Origin of the sequence: Amycolatopsis sp. CB00013 (assembly GCF_001905755.1) — a bacterium.
Classification (GTDB): Bacteria; Actinomycetota; Actinomycetes; order Mycobacteriales; family Pseudonocardiaceae; genus Amycolatopsis; species Amycolatopsis japonica.
On sequence record NZ_LIWC01000003.1, the window covers coordinates 996,849 to 1,012,192 of the forward strand.

Annotated in this window: 18 protein-coding genes; 8 read left to right on the forward strand and 10 right to left on the reverse strand. The window is 69.6% G+C overall.

Translation table 11 applies throughout. The annotated features are described in order from the left end of the window. Positions 1-46: 46 nt before the first annotated feature. Together AMK34_RS24265 and AMK34_RS24270 are read left to right on the forward strand one after the other, a co-directional pair. Positions 47-463, forward strand: a complete 417-nt coding sequence (locus AMK34_RS24265) for a GNAT family N-acetyltransferase (protein WP_038515839.1) — start codon at positions 47-49, stop codon at positions 461-463. Beyond that, positions 463-1,131, forward strand: coding sequence for a DUF6885 family protein (locus AMK34_RS24270; protein WP_073846878.1), 669 nt, complete (start codon positions 463-465; stop codon positions 1,129-1,131). Before AMK34_RS24265 ends, AMK34_RS24270 begins: the two co-directional genes overlap by 1 nt. On the opposite strand, the gene AMK34_RS24275 is transcribed toward AMK34_RS24270, so the two are convergent. The 3 genes from AMK34_RS24275 to AMK34_RS24285 form a co-directional block, all read right to left on the reverse strand. Next, positions 1,106-2,545 carry an APC family permease gene (locus AMK34_RS24275; RefSeq protein ID WP_073846879.1) on the reverse strand — a complete coding sequence of 480 codons (1,440 nt, stop codon included), beginning with the start codon at positions 2,543-2,545 and terminating at the stop codon, positions 1,106-1,108. The genes AMK34_RS24270 and AMK34_RS24275 overlap by 26 nt on opposite strands. Before the next feature lie 155 nt (positions 2,546-2,700). Continuing rightward, positions 2,701-3,363 (reverse strand): response regulator, encoded by a 663-nt coding sequence (locus AMK34_RS24280; protein ID WP_038515832.1) that lies wholly within the window; start codon positions 3,361-3,363, stop codon positions 2,701-2,703. Then, entirely contained in the window at positions 3,360-4,538 is a 1,179-nt protein-coding gene (locus AMK34_RS24285; protein ID WP_073846880.1) for a sensor histidine kinase, read from the reverse strand. Before AMK34_RS24285 ends, AMK34_RS24280 begins: the two co-directional genes overlap by 4 nt. 110 nt (positions 4,539-4,648) lie before the next feature. On the opposite strand from AMK34_RS24285, the gene AMK34_RS24290 reads away from it, so the two are divergent. Together AMK34_RS24290 and AMK34_RS24295 are read left to right on the forward strand one after the other, a co-directional pair. Further along, positions 4,649-5,233 (forward strand): hypothetical protein, encoded by a 585-nt coding sequence (locus AMK34_RS24290; RefSeq protein ID WP_073846881.1) that lies wholly within the window; start codon positions 4,649-4,651, stop codon positions 5,231-5,233. Further along, positions 5,230-5,436, forward strand: coding sequence for a hypothetical protein (locus tag AMK34_RS24295; protein WP_073846882.1), 207 nt, complete (start codon positions 5,230-5,232; stop codon positions 5,434-5,436). Before AMK34_RS24290 ends, AMK34_RS24295 begins: the two co-directional genes overlap by 4 nt. Here the strand turns inward: AMK34_RS24295 and AMK34_RS24300 are convergent. Both AMK34_RS24300 and AMK34_RS24305 read right to left on the reverse strand, forming a co-directional pair. After that, the gene (locus AMK34_RS24300; protein ID WP_073846883.1) at positions 5,428-6,618 is read right to left on the reverse strand and encodes a hypothetical protein; all 1,191 of its coding nucleotides are present in this window, start codon (positions 6,616-6,618) and stop codon (positions 5,428-5,430) included. The two genes, AMK34_RS24295 and AMK34_RS24300, sit on opposite strands and share 9 nt — an antisense overlap. Then, on the reverse strand, positions 6,615-7,406 hold the full coding sequence (locus AMK34_RS24305; protein ID WP_073846884.1) for a class I SAM-dependent methyltransferase: 792 nt from the start codon (positions 7,404-7,406) through the stop codon (positions 6,615-6,617). The genes AMK34_RS24300 and AMK34_RS24305 overlap by 4 nt, the downstream gene beginning before the upstream one ends. 62 nt (positions 7,407-7,468) lie before the next feature. Between AMK34_RS24305 and AMK34_RS24310 the strand changes: the two genes are divergently transcribed. Then, positions 7,469-7,846 carry a hypothetical protein gene (locus AMK34_RS24310; protein WP_073846885.1) on the forward strand — a complete coding sequence of 126 codons (378 nt, stop codon included), beginning with the start codon at positions 7,469-7,471 and terminating at the stop codon, positions 7,844-7,846. Between the two features lie 46 nt (positions 7,847-7,892). After that, complete coding sequence (locus AMK34_RS24315) at positions 7,893-9,092, forward strand: hypothetical protein (RefSeq protein ID WP_241832840.1); 1,200 nt, start codon at positions 7,893-7,895, stop codon at positions 9,090-9,092. A gap of 223 nt (positions 9,093-9,315) precedes the next feature. On the opposite strand, the gene AMK34_RS24320 is transcribed toward AMK34_RS24315, so the two are convergent. The 3 genes from AMK34_RS24320 to ppgK all read right to left on the reverse strand — a co-directional run bounded on the left by AMK34_RS24320 (position 9,316) and on the right by ppgK (position 12,336). Then, the gene (locus AMK34_RS24320; protein ID WP_073846887.1) at positions 9,316-9,834 is read right to left on the reverse strand and encodes a pyridoxamine 5'-phosphate oxidase family protein; all 519 of its coding nucleotides are present in this window, start codon (positions 9,832-9,834) and stop codon (positions 9,316-9,318) included. 93 nt (positions 9,835-9,927) lie between these two features. Continuing rightward, positions 9,928-11,328 (reverse strand): RNA polymerase sigma factor, encoded by a 1,401-nt coding sequence (locus AMK34_RS24325; protein ID WP_038515808.1) that lies wholly within the window; start codon positions 11,326-11,328, stop codon positions 9,928-9,930. A gap of 246 nt (positions 11,329-11,574) precedes the next feature. Next, on the reverse strand, positions 11,575-12,336 hold the full coding sequence (ppgK, locus tag AMK34_RS24330; protein ID WP_038515806.1) for a polyphosphate--glucose phosphotransferase: 762 nt from the start codon (positions 12,334-12,336) through the stop codon (positions 11,575-11,577). 67 nt (positions 12,337-12,403) lie between these two features. Between ppgK and AMK34_RS24335 the strand changes: the two genes are divergently transcribed. Continuing rightward, positions 12,404-13,222, forward strand: a complete 819-nt coding sequence (locus tag AMK34_RS24335; protein ID WP_073846888.1) for an inositol monophosphatase family protein — start codon at positions 12,404-12,406, stop codon at positions 13,220-13,222. Between the two features lie 68 nt (positions 13,223-13,290). Here AMK34_RS24335 and cei read toward each other — a convergent pair whose 3' ends face one another. After that, positions 13,291-13,974 carry an envelope integrity protein Cei gene (gene cei / locus AMK34_RS24340; RefSeq protein ID WP_038515802.1) on the reverse strand — a complete coding sequence of 228 codons (684 nt, stop codon included), beginning with the start codon at positions 13,972-13,974 and terminating at the stop codon, positions 13,291-13,293. Between the two features lie 454 nt (positions 13,975-14,428). Here cei and AMK34_RS24345 point away from each other — a divergent pair, with 454 nt between their 5' ends. Continuing rightward, positions 14,429-14,737 carry a DUF4193 domain-containing protein gene (locus AMK34_RS24345; RefSeq protein WP_005164528.1) on the forward strand — a complete coding sequence of 103 codons (309 nt, stop codon included), beginning with the start codon at positions 14,429-14,431 and terminating at the stop codon, positions 14,735-14,737. 92 nt (positions 14,738-14,829) lie between these two features. On the opposite strand, the gene AMK34_RS24350 is transcribed toward AMK34_RS24345, so the two are convergent. After that, the gene (locus AMK34_RS24350) at positions 14,830-15,324 is read right to left on the reverse strand and encodes a DUF3093 domain-containing protein (RefSeq protein ID WP_051972591.1); all 495 of its coding nucleotides are present in this window, start codon (positions 15,322-15,324) and stop codon (positions 14,830-14,832) included. Positions 15,325-15,344 lie beyond the last annotated feature (20 nt).

A 15,344-nucleotide genomic window follows, 5' to 3' on the forward strand; every position in this document is an offset into this window, starting at 1 on the left:
GCGGGATACTGAGCGGTCTGTGGCGCTTTCAGCACCGGGAGGACACGTGGCCGAGATCCGGCGGGCCGGCACCGTCGAGGAGGTCGTCGCCGCTCAGCACCTGTTCGACGGCCCCGCGCACCGTGAGGCGTCCGAGAAGTTCCTCGCGGGGGAGGAGAACCACCTCCTCATCGCCTACGAGGATGGCGAGCCCGCGGGGATGATCACCGGTACCGAGGTGACGCATCCGGACAAGGGCACCGAGATGTTCCTCAACGAACTCGACGTCAGCCCGGACTACCAGCGGCGCGGGATCGGCCGCGACCTCGTCGACGCGCTGGCCGGGATCGCGCGGGAACGCGGCTGCCGGGGGATGTGGGTCGGCGTCGAAACGGACAACAAGGCCGCGCTGGCGACCTACACCTCGGCCGGGGCGTCGAACGACGGGCCGTTCATCATGCAGTCGTGGACGTTCGAAGACTGATGTCGTCCGGAATCGACGGCGACCGGACGGGGCTGTCCGGTCGCCGCTGGCTGCCAGGGGGCGAGCACCTCGTCGCCGTCGCGCGGGCCGAACTCCCGCAGCGGGACGGGCTCGCCGGACCCTTCACGGCGCTGGCCGCCCTGCGCGCGGCGGGTTTCGACGTCGCGGGCCAGGACGAGGTCGCGGCCCTGTCCGGCACCATGCACGAAGGCCTGGCACGGGCGATCGGGACGCTGTCCGGCGGACGGCTCGTCGCCGTGCCCGCCACCGGGAACTGGGCGCCGCACTCGTTGTTCATGCTCCTCGCGGCGCTGTGGCGGCTGCCGAGGGTCGCGTTGATCGCGGAGGTCGACCCGGCCGAGTTCGGCGCGCACGACACCCCGGCGCGAGCGCTGCTCGACTATCTCGACACCGGTATCCCGCCGCTGTGGTCGTCGCGCTGGCGCCCGCCCGGCGGGCATCACGTGCTGGCCGCCGGGATGCGGATCGGCGCCGAAGGTACTCTCGTGTCCATTATGGACGGCTACCCGTCCTTGGGGGACAACGGTTTGCACGACCAGCCGGTGGAATGGGTGGCCGCGGCGCTGAAGCGGATGCTGGTCGTGGTGGACGACGGCGACGCCGAGGCCGCCGTCGACGCGATCACGACGGCCGGTCTGTGGAGCTGAGCTCGTCCTTCGCGAAACGGGAATGCTTGCGCCCGTAGAAGACGTAGATCAGCATGCCGAGGCCCAGCCACGCGGCGAACCGCAGCCACGTCATCACGTCCAGGTTCAGCATCAGGTAGAAGCACGCCAGCGCCGCCACGATGGGCAGATACGGCGAGAACGGCACGGTGAACGGACGTTCCAGGTCCGGGCGGCGTTTGCGCAGCACCGGGACGGCCAGCGCGACGATGATCATCGCCGATAGCGCGCCGATGCTGACCATGTCGGCGAGTTCGGAGATCGGGACGAACGCGGCCAGCACCGCGATCAGCACCGCGCCGGCGATCGTCATCCGGTGCGGGGTGCCCCAGCGCGGATGCGCCGTGCCGAACTTCTTCGGCAGCAGGCCGTCGCGGCCCATGGCGAAACCGATCCGGCCGATCGTCACCAGTTCCACCATCATCACCGACGTCAGCCCGGTGACCGCGCCGAGCGAGATCAGCGCGCCCACCCAGTGCTGCCCGACGCGGTCGAAGGCGTCGGCGAGCGGGGCGCCCGCGTCGATCTCGGCGAACGGCACCATCCCGGTCAGCACCAGCGAGACCCCGATGTAGAGCAGCGCGCAGACGCCGAGCGCGCCGAGGATGCCGACCCGCAGATCGCGTTTCGGGTTCACGGTCTCCTCGCCGAGGTTGGCGAGTGCCTCGAAACCGGTGTAGGCGAAGAAGACGACGGCCGCGGCGGTCACCATCCCGGCGATACCGTAGACGGACTGTTCGAGCCCGAGCGCGGCTTGCACGATCGGCTGATGCAGGGTTCCGGCGGTCTCCGTCGGCGGCTGCGCGGCGGGGATGAACGGGGTGAGGTTCTCGCCGCGGATGTAGAACACGCCGACCGCGAGGATCAGCACGCAGACCGCGACCTTGACCAGCACGAGAAGGTTCGTCACCCGCGCCGACTCCTTGATCCCGAGGACGGCGATCAAGGTCAGCACGGCGATGATCACGACCGCGCCTATGTTGACCTTCGCGTCTTCGCCGAACCAGTCGGGGGAGAGTCCCATCAGATTCGCGAGATAGCCGGACCAGCCGCGGGACACGACGGCCGCGCCGAGGGCGAACTCGAGCAGCAGGTCCCAGCCGATGATCCAGGCGAAGGTCTCGCCGAGGGTGGCGAACGCGTAGGTGTAGGCGCTTCCGGCCGTCGGCACGCTGGAGGCGAGTTCGGCGTAGCAGAGGGCGGCCAGCCCGGCCACGACGGCGCCGAGCACGAACGACAGCGTGACCGACGGGCCCGCGTGCGTTTTCGCCTCGACCCCGGCGAGGGTGAAGATGCCGGTGCCGATGATGATGCCGACCCCGAACCCGATCAGGTCGCGCCCGTGCAGGCGGCGTTTCAGCTCACCGGAGTCCTGCCGTTTCAGGACCTCGTCCACGTCCAGAGTTCGCCGCATGAAGGGTCACGCTAGAAGATCGCCGTCCACCTCGCAGATCGGTGGGAGGAGTACCCGGCGGAGGCGAAGGGAGCTTTCGCCGCATCAGACGCGGTGAAGGGAGCCTTCAGCCCACGCGCGACAGTCGTGGTGGGAGTTCACCCCTCCAGCACGACACCGTTCTCCTGCGCCAGGATCGCCGCCTGCACCCGCGACCGCAGCCCCAGTTTCGTCAGCACCCGGGAGACGTGCGTCTTCACCGTCGTCTCGCCGATGTGCAGCCGCGTCCCGATCTGCGCGTTGGACAGGCCGCCGCCCAGGCACGCCAGCACTTCGCGCTCGCGTTCGGTCAGGTCTTCGAGCCCGGCGGGGGCGACGGAGGGTTCACGGGTCCCGGCGGCGAAGGCGGCGATCAGCTTCCGCGTGACCTGCGGCGCGAGCACCCCTTCGCCCGCCGCGACCAGCTTCACCGCCTCGATCAGCCGTGACGCCTCCACCGACTTCAGCAGGAACCCGGCCGCGCCCGCCCGCAGCGCGGCGTGGACGTACTCGTCGAGATCGAAGGTGGTGAGCACGAGGACCTCGCACAGCCCCTCCGCGGTCAGTTCCCGCGTGGCGGCAATGCCGTCGACCCCGGGCATCCGCACGTCCATCAGCACGACGTCCGGCTTGAGCGCCTTCGCCTGGCGGACGGCGATGGCGCCGTCCGCGGCCTCGCCGACCACCTCGATACCCTCGGCGTTGCCGAGGATCATCATCAGCCCGGCACGGATCGCGCCGTGGTCGTCGGCGACCAGCACCCTGATGTTCCCGTCGCTCAAGACCCCTCCAGAGGCAGTTCGGCGCGGACCAGCCAGCGGCCGCCGGACGGCCCGGCGGTGAAGGTGCCGCCCACCGCGGCGGCGCGTTCCCGCATGTTCAGCAGGCCGAGACCGGTCCCGCCGTCGCCGGGGCAGCCCGGCTGAAGATCATTGCGCACCTCGACGGTGAGTATGCCGCCGCTCGACCGGATGTCGAGGACGGCCCGCCCGCCGGGAGCGTGTTTCATCGCGTTGGTCAGCGCTTCCTGCGCGATCCGGTACGCGGTCAGGTCGACCGCGGCGGGCAGGTCGGCGGACCGGTCCGGTACGGCGCCGAGTTCGACCGCCAGCCCGCTCGCCCGCGCCGATTCGACCAGTTTGGACAGTTCGGCCAGCCGCGCGGGCGCGGTCGGCTCGATCTCGGTGTCCGCGCGCAGCAGCCCGATCATCGCGCGCATCTCCTCCAGCGCGCTGACACTGTTCTCCCGCACCGATTCCAGCACCTTCCTGGACAGCTTCGGATCGGCGGTGGCCATCGACAGCGCGGCTTCGGACTGGATCGCGATCGCCGAGAGATGCCCGGCGATGACGTCGTGCAGATCCCGCGCCATCTTCGACCGTTCGCCCGCCACGGCGGCCTTCCGGTCCAGTTCGCCGATCGTGGCCAGCTGGACCGCGTTCGCCCGCTCGTTGTGGGCGATGTCCCGCTGCTGACGGACGTTGGCCGCCCACCACACAGGGGTGACCAGGAACGGCAGGAACGCGAATGCGACAAGGATCGCCGTGCGCCACTGCGCGGAGAAGAGGAGCGCCAGGCAGACCGCGGCGAGCGTGCCGACCGCGGCGACACCGATCATCACCCGGCTGACCCGGCGTGAACCGTACAGCGTCGTCGCGTAGAGGAAGTCGGTGAAGATGACGAAGATCGGCAGCGAGGGACCGAACGCGATGTCCACGCCGAGGACGACGAGCCCGCACAACAGTCCTAAAGGGACCTTGCGGCGCAGCACCTGCAGGAGGCACAACACGGTCAGTTCGGTCAGCCGGATCCACAGCGGCGTGTCGTCCTTGCCGTTGAGCAGCACGTGCATCCCGCTGAGATAGACCAGCACGCCCAGGACCCAGGTGCCGAAGGCGATGACGAGGTCCTGTTTCCATTCGGCGAGGTGGTTCAGGCGCGGGACGAACGTGGGCACCGTCCCATCCCAGCACACCGGCACCCGCCGCGGGGTCCTACGAACTGATGACGATGATCTCGTGCCGTTCGCCGACGCGGCCTCGCCCGCTCGCGAGACAGACTCGGCTCGTGAACAGGATCTGGGACTTCATCGAGGAAAACCCGATGGCGGCCGTGATCGCTGGCGGGGAGATCGGTTTCTGGGTCGCCATCCTCGCCGGCCTCGTGGCCCGCTATCCGCTCAAGCTCAAGCGCACCGGTGTCGCGCTGCTGCTCCTGACCCCGGTGATCGACATCGTCGTGCTGGTCGCGACCGTCATCGATCTGCGCAACGGGGCCACGGCGAACTTCGTGCACGGCCTCGCCGCGGTGTACCTGGGCTTCAGCGTGGTGTTCGGGCATTCGATGATCAAATGGGCCGACGTGCGGTTCGCGCACCGGTTCGCGGGCGGGCCGCCACCGCCGCCCAAGCCGAGGGGCCGGGACAAGCTGCGCGCCGAATGGCGTGACTGGTTCAAATGCGTGCTGGCCTGCGGGCTGGCCGCCGGGGTGCTGCTCCTGCTGATCGTGATGGCGGGCGGCACCGCACAGGTCGACCCGTTGTGGGGCTGGCTGCCGCGGCTGGGGGTCGTGACCGCCATCTGGTTCGCCACCGGGCCGCTGTGGCAGGAGTTCTCCCCGAAGGACCGGGTCGAGGAAGGGGCACGACGATGATCGAACTGCTGGGGATCCTCCTGCTGGTGCAGGGCGGTGGCGGGCTGATCAACCGGTTGCTGGGGAGCACGAACCCGAGCTGGTTCGTCCAGCTCCATCTGCTCCCGCCGGGGATGCACGTGGTGGCGAGCGCGCTGATGGTGGCCGCGGGCGTGGGGGTGCTGTTCGCCGAACGCGCCCGCAAGGGGCGCCGGTCAGAGTGAGACGAGCACCTGCAGGACCCCGAGGACGATGGTGACGACCGTCAGCACGACGGTCACCACGGTGAGCCGCGTGACCCGCGCGCTCACCGTGTTCTCGTAGGCGTACCTGGTCTCCTCGTCCATCGCCTCGGCCTGGCGGTCGAGCTGGGCGATGATCCGCTCCACGCCCATGCTGGTGACCAGCCGGCGCTCCAGCGAATCGATCTCGGGCGGCAGCACCGAATGCAGCATTTCGAGGATGTCGTCGAGCGAGCCGCGCAGCAGCCGGGTCCGGCTCCCGGTCTGCTTCATCGACGCCAGCCACTGGTCGGCCAGCGCCATCCGGATGAGGACCCGTTCGAGGATGAAGAGCATCCCGTGGTCGAGCCCGCCGATCTCGCTGTCGATGCCGAAATACGGTTCGGCGTCGCCGAACGGGCCGCGCATCAGCTCGGCCTGGTGCTCGACGTATTCGGAATCCTTGCTGTTGAGGCAGACGATCCCGCCCGCCATCGTGTACGCGGCGACGAAGGACCGCGTGCCCCACGACGGGCCGAGCGCGTCCCTGGCGACCTCGCGGGGCACGAACCGCCAGCCCTCGTCGCTGGTCGCCATCCCGTAGAACGGCCGGGGATCGGCGGCGACCCGCTGGGCGGGCGGATGCCCGTCGTGGGACCGCATTTCGACGCACCAGCCCTTGCGGCCGAGCCCTTCGGAGAGGTCGCAACCCCTGGTCAGGTCCTCGAAGACGTGGGTGACGGCCTTGAGGAGCGAAGGGAACGTCTTCTCGCCGTAGCGGCCGTGCAGCCCTTTCTCCCCGTTCGACGTCTCCCGGCCCTGAAGGCTCTGCAGGATCGCGATGGCGAGGTCGAACTCGGCGGCGGGCCCGTCCGCCGCCGCGCCGGTGATCGTGGTGGCGAGGACCAGCGTCATCGCGTGATAGGCGGGATGCCAGGTGACGACGAGTTCGCACGGCAGGCCGGTCTCGCCGACGCGGATCGCGAGCCTGCGTTTGCGCAGCACCCGTCTTCGGGGCGGTGTCGTGTAACTGGCCAGGAAATTCTCCGCCGCCGTCCACTCGTCGCCGAGTTTCCCGTCGAGGTGGGCCAGCAGGCCGCGGTCCCGTCCGCCGTCCAGCACCTTCCCGGCCTCCCGCTCCGACAGCGGGACCGCCCACGCGAAGGTGAGGAGCACCGCGGTCATGGGCGGCGCAGCACCGTGATCAGGTCCCGGCCGAGATGGCGGCGCAGCGGACCGGAGGCGTTGACGAGTTCGTCGCGGTCGATGTGCTCGTCGGCCGGGCCGAGATCGTCGAGGACGTGGTACGTCCACTCCCACTCGGTGCGCCAGCCCGCTTCGGCCGCGTCGGCGGCGATCTCCGCCGGGTCCAGGTAGCGCACCGGGAGCGCCGGGCCGCCGTCGTGCAGCGCTTGGTCGAACTCTTCGCGCGATACCCGGCGTGAGCGGACTTCGTCGCCCGCTTCGACGCTGTCGAGGCTGAACGCGCCCTGCCCGATCGGTGACCGGCTGTAGGCGAGCACCAGTACGCCGCCGGGCGCGGTGATCCCGGCCAGCCGCCGCAGGATCGGTCCGACGTCCGGCGTCGGCACGTGCTGGATGACGTGACTGCACATCACGAGGTCGTACGGGCCGCCGTCCAAATCCGTGATCGGCGAGACGGCGAAGGAGAACTCGGTGTCTTCGACGACGGTCTCGCGTGCCTTGGCCAGCCGGTCCGGGTCGGGATCCGCAGCGGTGACGTCGACGGAGATTCGGGCGAGCCAGGGGAGAAGGCGGCCTTCGCCGCAGCCGGCGTCGAGCGCCTTGACCCGCTCGCGTGGGGCGAGGATCTCGGTGAGCCGTTCGGCGACCTTCCCGAGCGCGCGGTCCTCGCTGGCCGTCCAGTAGCCGTCGTAGGGTTCGTGCCGTCGGATGAACACACCGGTGACGTGGTCGCCGGCGTCCGGGTAGCGGTAGCCCTCGGTCAGCACAGTCGCGAATATAGCCCGGATTCGCGGCTTCTCCGGTGCTCCGTGCGGGATTACCATGAGTCATGGCCATCGGGCCTGTCGCGCTGTACGCCGTGGTCGCCGTGGCGCCTTCGGTTCTTTTCTGGTGCGCGCTGAAAGTGCCGGCCGGGCTGCGGTGGTGGCGTGGCCGCCGCCGACCCGAACTCCCGGCCGGGCCGCCCATCGAGAAACTCGCCGCCGATCTCCGCCGGGTGCACCGGCAGCTGGCGGAGCTTCCGTCCGGCGCCTCCGCCGTCCGCCGGTACGGCACCAGGCAGGCGTACGACGCGCTGCTCGTCCAGGCCTGCCGGGAGGTCGAGGTGGTGCACCGGCTGGCCGAACTGCCGGAGGGTTTCGACCGGGAGATCGAACGGCTGCGCGTCGAGGAATCCCTGGCCGAGCGCGGGCTTTCCGTGTCCTGACGCGGTTTGTATCGAAAGTATGCGCGCGGCCGGGAGGCTCGCGGGCATGAAGAGGCTGGGACTTCTCGCTTCACTCCTGCTGGTGTTCGCGTTCATCCCTGGCGTGGCCTCCGCCGCGGCGGCCTTCCCGAAGCTGGACGCGGCCACGGTCGACGGTTTCCGCTGGACGTCCGGTTCGAGTTTCGGCACCTACGGCGCCCGGATCGCCGCGCTGGAGAACCACCTCCCGGCACGTGGGCTGCCGGAGATCCTGTCGTCGGCGAACCGGAAGGCGCGGCCGCTGTGCCACGCCACGTATCTCGCGGCGGCGCTGAACCCGGCGGGATTCTGCTGGGAAGACGCGAACGACGACAAGACCAACGACTGGATACCGCAGGGACTGACCGGTTCCGGCGACGCCGACGCGGCGACCGGGAAGGTCGGCGGCAAACGGGTGGTGGCGACGTCCTGGCACACTCCCGGCGACACCATGGTTCGTCTGTCCTTTGTGGACGCGACCGGGCTGGGCTACCGGCATGTGCTGCTCGTCGAACCGACGTCGAACGACAACTTCGCCGTCGTGCAAGGACACGGTCACGGGATGACCTGGATCGGGAACCGGCTGTTCGTCGCGACCACCGGGGGTGTGGTGCGGGTCTTCGACACCACGCACTTCTGGAAGGTCGACGACAGCTCCGGCGTCGTCGGCAAGGGTTCGGACGGCAAGTACCACGCGGCGTTCTACGACTACGCGATGCCGCAGATCGGCGCCTACTGGTACCCCGGCGGCGGTGCCTGCACCAACGCGCCCGGGATCCGGCCGTGTCTCGCGACGATGTCGTTCGACCACGGTGACGGCTCGATCGTGACCGCGGAGCACATCCCGAACGCGGCGGGCGGCCGGGTGCTGCGGTGGCCGTTCGACCGCGCGACCGGGCTGCCCAAGGTGTCGGCCGACGGCACCGTGCACGCGAAGGAAGGCTTCGTGTCGCCGGTGTGGGGCATGCAGGGAGCGGTGGCGCGCAACGGATATTTCGTGCTGACCGGTGTGTGCCCCGAGTACGCCGGCGTGGCGGGCGACCATCCTTCGTGCCTGCACGGCGGGGTCGGCGGCACTTCGACGTCGCGGCTGAGCGGCCGGGCGCCGGTGAACTCGCAGAACCTGTCGTACTGGCCGGCGACGGGGGAGCTGTGGCTGATGAACGAGCAGCTACGGGAGCGGGTCACCGTCCACGTCCCGTGGACCACCTTGACGGGGAGGTCGTGAGTGGTAGCGACTTGGCCTCGTCCCGCTGTCGTGGTGGAGCCGATGTCGGCGAGTGGGGAGGATTTGGGACGTTCAGTGTCCGGAATCTTCCCCACTCGGCAGCGAACCGGGTCGTGCGAGCTTGATCAACGGAAGATCGGGGACATTGAGTGTCCCTGATCCTCCGTTGATCAAGCTCCGAGACCCGAGCGCCCCTCGACGACCGTCCTTACCACTCACGAGATCACGGGGTGAAGTCCCAGCGCGTGGCGCCATGGGGTTCGGCGCCCGCCACGCCGATGGCCCGGCGCAGGGCGAGGCGGTACAGATACCAGGGCGGGGCGCCCGCGCTGGGCGCGCTGAAGGGAGCGGTGAGCGCGTCGCCCTCCACCGTCGCGGGCCAGCCGCCCGTCCGGTAGACCGCCGCGACCCGTTCCAGCGTCGCCGGATCGGTGACCCGGTGCGCCTCGCCCTCCATCGTGAGGTCGATTCCCCGCAGCCGCACCGAAACGGCGCACGCCGGGTTCGCGGCCAGGTTGCGGGACCGCCGGGTGCCCGGCCCGCCTTTGAAGTACAGGACGTCGTCCACCCAGACGGCGCCGACGCCCGCCGAATGCGGACGCCCGTCGGGACGCACGGTGGTCACGAAGAAGGTCAGGTCGGCGGTCGGGGTGTCCTCGGCGAGGACGTCCCGCGCGCGGCTCCAGGGGAGTTCCGCGGCTCCGTAGCGGTCGAGGTTCTTGGTGGCGTGAGGTTTCGTCATACCCACGCGTCGAACGGGCGGGCCGCGATTCGACACCGGACGCGAAAAACCCCGCCACCGAAACGGTGACGGGGTCTTCCGTGAACCCTGGGCTCAGTCCAGATAGTCGCGCAGCACCTGCGAACGCGACGGGTGACGCAGCTTCGACATCGTCTTCGACTCGATCTGCCGGATGCGCTCACGGGTCACCCCGTACACCTGGCCGATCTCGTCGAGCGTGCGCGGCTGGCCGTCGGTGAGGCCGAACCGCAGCCGCACCACTCCCGCCTCACGTTCGGACAGCGTCTGCAGCACCGACTGGAGCTGGTCCTGCAGCAGCGTGAACGACACCGCGTCGACCGCGACGACGGCCTCGGAGTCTTCGATGAAGTCACCGAGCTGCGAGTCGCCCTCGTCGCCGATGGTCTGGTCGAGCGAGATCGGCTCACGGGCGTACTGCTGGATCTCGAGGACCTTCTCCGGGGAGATGTCCATTTCCTTCGCGAGCTCTTCGGGGGTGGGCTCGCGACCGAGGTCCTGCAGCAGTTCACGCTGTATGCGGCCGAGCTTGTTGATGACCTCGACCATGTGCACCGGGATACGGATGGTGCGGGCCTGGTCGGCCATCGCGCGGGTGATCGCCTGACGGATCCACCAGGTGGCGTACGTGGAGAACTTGTAGCCCTTGGTGTAGTCGAACTTCTCGACCGCGCGGATCAGACCGAGGTTGCCCTCCTGGATCAGGTCCAGGAACGCCATGCCACGGCCGGTGTAGCGCTTCGCCAGCGAGACCACGAGCCGGAGGTTCGCCTCCAGGAGGTGGTTCTTCGCCCGCTCACCGTCGCGCACGATCCACTTGAGGTCGCGCCGCATCTGGGTGACGAGCTTCTCGCCCTCCTCCTCGGCGTTGCGGACGCGCTCGGCGGCGTAGAGCCCGGCCTCGATGCGCTTGGCGAGCTCCACCTCCTCCTCGGCGTTCAGCAGGGCGACCTTGCCGATCTGCTTGAGGTACGCGCGGACCGAGTCGGCCGAAGCGGTGAGCTCGGCGTCCTTGCGGGCCTGGCGCAGCGCCTCGGACTCTTCCTCGTCCCAGACGAAGTCCGGGTTGTCGGAAGTCTTTCCGGCGTTCTTGTCGGTCGACGTGCGGCGCCCGCGGGCGGGCGTCTCTTCGACGTCCTCCTCGGACTCCGCGTCCTCGTCCGTCTCCTCGGTGACGGAAGCGTCGACGACATCCACCTCGACCTCTTCGAGGTCGGACAGATCCGGGGTCTCGAGGTCGGCCTCGTCGAGGTCGCCGGGACCGTCTTCCGGGTCGCCGTCTTCGGTCTTCGCACCCTTGGTGCTGGGTTTCTTGGCCGGAGCCTTCTTCGCCGGGGCCTTCTTCGCGCCGGCCGCCTTGGCGGCGGTCTTGCGCGCCGCGGGCTTCGCCGCGTCGGTGGCTGCCTCGTCGGCCGGCTCGCCGGCTGCGGTCGCTGTCTTCGTCCCGCTTCGGGTTGCGGTTCTTGCGGCTGCCACTTACGCCCTTTCGCAGCGGTCGATCATGACGAGCCGAGGCGTGATGGTCTCGGCTGCCTCAAACTTCGGGGAACACCCCTCGGCCTGCGGTTTCCCTCGTTCTCGTGAGTGCCGCCGCCGGGGGCCGTGTTCCATTGTAACGACGATACGTGACAGCGTCGCGGCGCGGACCACCGACCGGCGGGCGCGACACGCCGTGCGACGCGCCGAAGTGACATCCGCGGGGTGGATGTCAGCGCGGTCGCGTCAGTGCTCGATGCCCTCCGCCGCGGCGGCCGCCGCGCCGACGATGCCCGCGTTGTTCTGCAGCGACGCGACGATCACCGGGGTGCGGATGTCCAGCAGCGGGACCCATTTGTGCGACTTCTTGCTGACCCCGCCGCCGACGATGAACAGATCCGGCCAGATCAGGTTTTCCAGCACGGAGAGATACCTGTTCACCCGTTCCGCCCATTCGGGATACGACAGGTCCTCGTTGTCCTTCACCGACGCCGCGGCCTTCTTCTCCGCGTCGAAGCCGTCGACCTCGATGTGGCCGAACTCGGTGTTGGGCACGAGCTTGCCGTCCTGGAAGACCGCGCTGCCGATACCGGTGCCGAAGGTCAGCAGCGCCGTCACGCCGCGCCGCGCCACGGGGTCGCCCCAGCGGATCTCGGCCATACCGGCGGCGTCCGCGTCGTTGAGCATCGCGATGTCGTCGACGCCGCGGCCGAGACGCTTGGCGAACAGGGCGTCGGCGTCGGTGCCGATCCACTTGCGGTCGATGTTGGCCGCGGTGTGCGCGACGCCCTTCTTGACCACCGCGGGCAGCGTGACACCCACCGGGCCGTCCCAGCCCGCCTGGCCGGTGATCTCGGCGACGACGTCCGCCACCGCCTCCGGGGTCGACGGCTTCGGCGTGTCGATGCGGATCCGGTCGCCGATCAGCTGTCCCTGCGCCAAGTCCACCAGCGCGCCCTTGATCCCGCTGCCGCCGATGTCGATACCGAACCCTCGGGTCGCCTCCACCACGGACGTGGTCCCTTCTCGCACGATTCAGAAGCCTGCCTCGGAGACTTTAACCGGATGTGGTGACATGGCGGACGTGGGAGTTGACGAGACGTTGCTGAAGGGTGTCGCCGAGCGTGTCGCGGGCGAGGCCGCCGAACTGGTCCACGAGGCCTGGACCGGGATGAACGCGGGCCGCGAGGTGCGCGTGGACACCAAATCCGCCGACACCGACGTGGTGACCGCGGTGGACCACGAGTCGGAACGGCTGGTGCGCGCCCGGCTCGCCGAACTGCGCCCGGACGACGCCGTGCTCGGCGAGGAGGGCGGGGGCGTCGCCGGTGACGGCGTGACGTGGGTGGTCGACCCGATCGACGGGACGGTGAACTTCCTCTACGGGCTGCCCTGGTTCGCCGTGTCGGTGGCCGCGCAGGTCGGCGGAGTGTCGGTGGCGGGCGCCGTCGTCGAACCGGTCAGCGGGCGCCGCTGGACCGCCGCGCGGGGGCAGGGCGCGTTCCTCGACGGGCGGCCGCTGTCGGTCAACGCCCCTTCCCGGCTGGATCTGACGCTCGTCGGCACCGGATTCGCCTACAAGGTGGAACGGCGGACGAAGCAGGCCCGGTTCGTCGCGGAACTGGCGACGCGGGTGCGGGACGTCCGGCGCAACGGGGCGGCCTCGCTCGACCTGTGCGCCGTCGCGGCAGGCTGGCTGGACGCCTACGTCGAACACGGCCTCGGGCACTGGGACTGGGCCGCCGGCGCGCTCATCGCGGCCGAGGCGGGCGCTCGGGTGTCGCTGCCGGGCGAGGACGCGGAACTGGGGCCGGACGCGACGTTCGCGGTGGCGCCGTCGATCGCTGCTCCGTTGCGTGAGGCGCTCATCGACTCGGGTGTGGGCACGATCTGAATGCCATGAAAGGTCCTTTCCTTGCAAAATTTGCAAGGAAAGGACCTTTCATAGCGCTTGAGAGAGCCTCAGCAGGGGGCTTCGCGGGCGGCCTTCAGCAGTGCCTGGTCGATCACCGGGGCACCGCCGCCCGCGGACTGCTCACCGCCGCCGCTGCCCTGCTGCGCCTTCGACCACTTCGTGAGCTGGTCGAGGACCTGGCGCGCCTCCGCCTTCGGGCGGATGTCGCCGAGCAGGGTGCCGGTGGTGAGCGTGACCGAAGCGTCCTTGCGGTTGTCCTTGACCAGTTCGGCGCACGGGACCACCAGGCTCAGCGTACGGGCCGCCGCGGCGCCGTTCTCGCCGAAGCGGATCTGGCCGCGGCATTTGGCTTCCGCGTTCTTGTAGGCCGGGTCGACGTCCGGCTCGACGATCTGGGAGAAACCGAGTTCCCGGAGCGTGCTGGTGACGATGCCGCCCTGCCCGCGCACCTGGGATCCGTTCAGCACCTGGACGGCGACCTTGTCCGGCGGGACCGGCGCGCGGTCGTCGAGGCCGTTGTGCGCCAGCGGCGTGTAGGTGACACCCTGCTGCGGCACGGGCGGCGGATCGCAGCGGACCCTGGCGTCGACGTCGGATTTGCTCGCGACGACGTTCACCCAGACGATCACCGCGCCGAGCGCCATCACCCCGATGACGATGAGCGCGGGCAGCGGCTTGTGCTTGCGATACGGCCTCGCCCCGCGGTCCCCGATGCCGTTCCCCGACGCCACCTGCCAGTCCCTTCCCCAAAGCCCGGATCCCCGGACGGTGCTTCATCTCACCATCGTGTCCGATCAGCCTATGCGTTGCGGCGCGGATGATCGGCGCGGGCCTCCGGATAGCACCACGCGATGGCCACTCCGGGCAAGCAGCCGGGCCCAAGGGGTGAGGTACCCGACGCGGGGGCAACCCATTCGGACGACAGGCGTCTTGACAGCAGGGTTCCCCCTGTTGGGTGACGTAATCGCAGCAATGTCTGACTCGTTGCAGAGCCGGTATCGACGTGAGCTACCCTTCGCGGGCTCAGGCGGCAGTAAGAGGCGCAAAAGAGAGACCTCGCTCACTGCCCAGCCGGGCACAAACAGGGGCGCTGGGACGTTAACCAGCGGCACGAAGGACTCACGAGCCGCGCGCTCGCGGGTCCGGGCCATCTGACATCGAAAGCATCGCAGGGGTGAGGGACTAATGGCGACCGACTACGACGCTCCGCGCCGCAGCGAAGCCGACGAGCTGGCCGAAGACTCGTTGGAAGAGCTGAAGGCAAGGCGTAACGAAAACCAGTCCGGCGTCGTGGACGTCGACGAGGACGCGACCGCCGAGAACTTCGAGCTGCCGGGCGCGGACCTCTCCGGACTTTCCGGGGAGGACCTGACCGTCAAGGTCGTGCCCAAGCAGGCCGACGAGTTCACCTGCTCCGTCTGCTTCCTGGTGCACCACCGCAGCAGGCTCGCGGAGGAGAGTGGCGGCCGGCTCATCTGCCGTGACTGCGCCTGAGCCTACGGGCACAGGGGACGGCGCGACAGGGGCTTCGGGGACTGAAACAGGAACAAAGGGGGCCGACCGGATGGTCGGCCCCCTTTCTGTGTCTAGGACTTCGAGGCGGGGTGGCGGAGCAGCGCGGCCACCTTCTCCGGATGCCGGGTGCTGAACAGCCAGTACGGCGTCGGGTCGTCGGGGTCGGTGAGCCAGACCCGCACGACCGGGCCGACCCAGCCCCGGTGCAGCACGAACGCCGCCGGATCGGCGTCGCGGCCGAGCGCCTTGCGCTTCGCTTCCTTGTCGATGACGTCGACGTCGCCGACGAACTTGAGCGGCAGATGCGCGTCGCGCAGCCACAGCTCCGGCTCGGCGCCGCCGGTCACCCGGACGCGAGACCGGCCGAGCGAGACCATCAGCGCGATCACCGCGGGGATCAGCACCACGTACGGCAGCCAGCCGCGGAGCCCGGGGTAGCCCATGTCGATCTCCGCCGCCAGCAGCCCGCCGCCCAGCAGCGGCAACGGCCAGCCCCACCACGGGACATAGAGCCGCTCTGAATGCTTGACGTCGCCGCCTTCGGCCGCGCTCACACTTTCAACCACCTCTTCAGGGTAGTCTCGCC